Raw genomic sequence first — 2,744 nt, 5'->3', positions numbered from 1 at the left:
TAGGCATCAAAATTTCTATTGGCATATGTTTTCTCCTGGTCCGTCGAATCTAGACTGTAATCTCAGTATAAAGCTCAGCAGCATCTGGCTCTGGATCGTTTGTGGCAAAGTCCGCAGCTTCTGAAACAATTGCGCGCAGTTCTTTGTCTAACGCCTTCAATTCTTCCTCGGTGGACCATCCATTATCCAAAATCCGCGCTTTTACCTGCTCGATCGGATCGCGCTCGGCCCGCATGGACTGCACTTCGTCTTTTGAACGATATTTTGCTGGGTCAGACATGGAGTGACCGCGATAACGATAAGTCTGCATTTCCAAGATGTATGGCCCATTGCCTTCACGCGCATGTTTCATCGCCCGAGCAGCGGCTTCACGCACCATGCGCACGTCCATACCATCGACTTGCTCACCCGGGATGCCAAATGAAGCACCACGTTGCGACAAGTCCGTTGTAGAAGCTGCGCGCTCTAGGCTGGTACCCATTGCGTAGCGGTTGTTTTCGATAATATAGATCGCTGGCAAATTCCAAAGCTTCGCCATATTGAAGCTCTCGTAGACTTGACCTTGGTTGGATGCGCCATCGCCAAAGTATGAAAGGCTAACAGTGTCTTCACCGCGATACTTTGCAGCAAATGCCAAACCTGTACCAAGGCTGACCTGCGCGCCAACGATGCCGTTACCGCCATAGAACCGTTCTTCATTGGAGAACATGTGCATGGAGCCGCCCTTGCCCTTGGACAAACCGCCCGCACGCCCGGTCAACTCAGCCATCACAGCTTTCGGATCAAGGCCAACAATCAGCATATGACCGTGGTCGCGATAACCAGTAATTGAAGCGTCGCCCTTTTTAGAAGCCATGTGAACGCCTGTCACAACCGCTTCTTGACCGATATAAAGGTGACAGAACCCACCAATCAGACCCATGCCATACATTTGGCCCGCTTTTTCCTCAAAGCGTCGGATCAACAACATTTCACGATAGGCGTATAGATCTTCTTCTTTCGTGAACTCAGGTGCGTTCGACTTGCTCGCCGCAGCCTTAGTATCGGTCTTTTTGGACATTCGCTTCTCCAACTTTGAACCGCATTTTCAAGCATCAACGCCTAATTAGGGTTCTTCCGCATATTTATGGGCGCATCTTAACGCGCCAACGAGATGAAAAGAAATATTGTTTTACTCGAGATAACGCCGCTAACCATCTGTAAAAAAGCAACATAAGCCGATTAACTGATATTAGGTTATTTGCTGGTATTAACCGATATACGGTTACTCTGAATCTGTGGAAACAATAAGATCGTTCGGGTTGCTGAACCCTAGCAGATGACGTGCACGTTCTGTCAATAGATCAGGATCAAGACGATCCGTTGTCAGCAAGGAATTTCGGTTCTGTGCAACTTCAACACGATCGGCGAGCTGATCTCGCTCTTGGGACAGTTCAATCAATTGTTCAGAAAACTTGGCTTGTGAAACAATACCAAAATTTCCCTCAACCAGATGATACCCAAGGTACCCCTGAAAGGCGATCAGCACCGTAGCAATCGCTAGCTTATTGCGCAAAGAAGGGCGCTTAAGACGTGTGGGCATTTACGCAAAATCCTTAGAGATAGATCTTGCTTGAATGTAAATAATTTGTGTTAAATCTTAGTGACTTCAAACCATTTCAAAACCTGTGGAGCAAACTTTTGGAACAACGCGCCAGCCTTATCACCCTTGGTGTGCGTGACCTTGCCGCATCGTGCCAATTCTACCAAAACCTAGGATGGCAGATGGCGAGTAACCCCAGTGATGACATTGTGGCCTTCAACCTGCAAGGATCTGCTCTTGCACTTTATGGGCGCCAAGAACTGGCCAAAGACGCGCACGTCGAATTTGCGGACGGACAATACTCCCCCTTCACCCTCGCACAAAATGTAATTTCCGCTGACGAGGTGGACACGATCTTAGCACAAGCACAACAGGCCGGGGGTAAGTTGATCAAGCCGGGCCAGACCGTTTTTTGGGGCGGGTACTCAGGCTACTTCGCAGATCCTGACAGCTTTTTGTGGGAAGTGGCACATAATCCATTCTCAGGATTAGGTCCAAATGGCGAGTTTCGCTGGGGCGGACATGGCCAAACGTAAAAACGCCGCCAAGGGCTCCCCGGCGGCGCTTCGATTAGTAATTTTAGAGCAATAAACTAGCTCTTTAGAATGTCACGGCCTGCATATTTTGCTGCAAAACCAAGTTGTTCTTCAATGCGGATCAATTGGTTGTATTTTGCCAACCGGTCAGAACGCGCCAAAGAACCAGTTTTAATCTGACCGCAATTCATCGCGACAGCCAAATCAGCAATTGTTGCATCTTCAGTTTCACCCGAACGGTGCGACATAACTGATGAATAATTTGCCTTATGCGCCATTTCCACAGCTTCCGAGGTCTCGGTCAAAGAACCAATTTGGTTCACCTTCACAAGGATTGAGTTGGCAACGCCCATTTTGATGCCAGATTTCAAACGCTCAGAGTTTGTCACAAACAAATCGTCGCCCACTAATTGGCATTTATTGCCAATGGCTTGGGTAAGGGCTTTCCAGCCGTCCCAATCGTCTTCGTCCATACCGTCTTCAATTGAAATAATTGGATATTTTTCACACCAATCCGCGTAAAAATCTACCAATACGAGACCACTAGAGGTTTGTGCAGAAAATGTTTGCTCATCAACAATCGGAAAATCACTCATTATATACTCCTTACTTCTTATCGATCATGA

4 protein-coding genes are annotated in these 2,744 nt (G+C 47.7%); 1 reads left to right on the top strand and 3 read right to left on the bottom strand.

Annotated features, from left to right (window positions below; translation table 11 throughout):
* Nucleotides 1-49 precede the first annotated feature (49 nt).
* Together pdhA and Q0231_RS15835 are read right to left on the bottom strand one after the other, a co-directional pair.
* Nucleotides 50-1,060: a pyruvate dehydrogenase (acetyl-transferring) E1 component subunit alpha gene (gene pdhA / locus Q0231_RS15840; RefSeq protein WP_269394209.1), complete on the bottom strand. Its 1,011-nt coding sequence runs from the start codon at nucleotides 1,058-1,060 to the stop codon at nucleotides 50-52.
* Between the two features lie 204 nt (nucleotides 1,061-1,264).
* A complete protein-coding gene (locus Q0231_RS15835; RefSeq protein ID WP_299349079.1) occupies nucleotides 1,265-1,582 on the bottom strand; it encodes a septum formation initiator family protein in 318 nt (105 codons plus the stop codon).
* Between the two features lie 98 nt (nucleotides 1,583-1,680).
* Between Q0231_RS15835 and Q0231_RS15830 the strand changes: the two genes are divergently transcribed.
* Nucleotides 1,681-2,118 (top strand): VOC family protein, encoded by a 438-nt coding sequence (locus Q0231_RS15830; protein WP_299349076.1) that lies wholly within the window; start codon nucleotides 1,681-1,683, stop codon nucleotides 2,116-2,118.
* A 56-nt stretch (nucleotides 2,119-2,174) separates the two neighbouring features.
* On the opposite strand, the gene Q0231_RS15825 is transcribed toward Q0231_RS15830, so the two are convergent.
* The gene (locus Q0231_RS15825; protein WP_299349086.1) at nucleotides 2,175-2,699 is read right to left on the bottom strand and encodes a hypothetical protein; all 525 of its coding nucleotides are present in this window, start codon (nucleotides 2,697-2,699) and stop codon (nucleotides 2,175-2,177) included.
* Nucleotides 2,700-2,744: the final 45 nt, after the last annotated feature.

The organism is uncultured Maritalea sp. (genome assembly GCF_937139385.1).
Lineage (GTDB): Bacteria > Pseudomonadota > Alphaproteobacteria > Rhizobiales > Devosiaceae > Maritalea > Maritalea porphyrae_A.
Note: the sequence above shows the minus strand (reverse complement) of the source record. Positions and strands in the feature narration are given on the sequence as shown.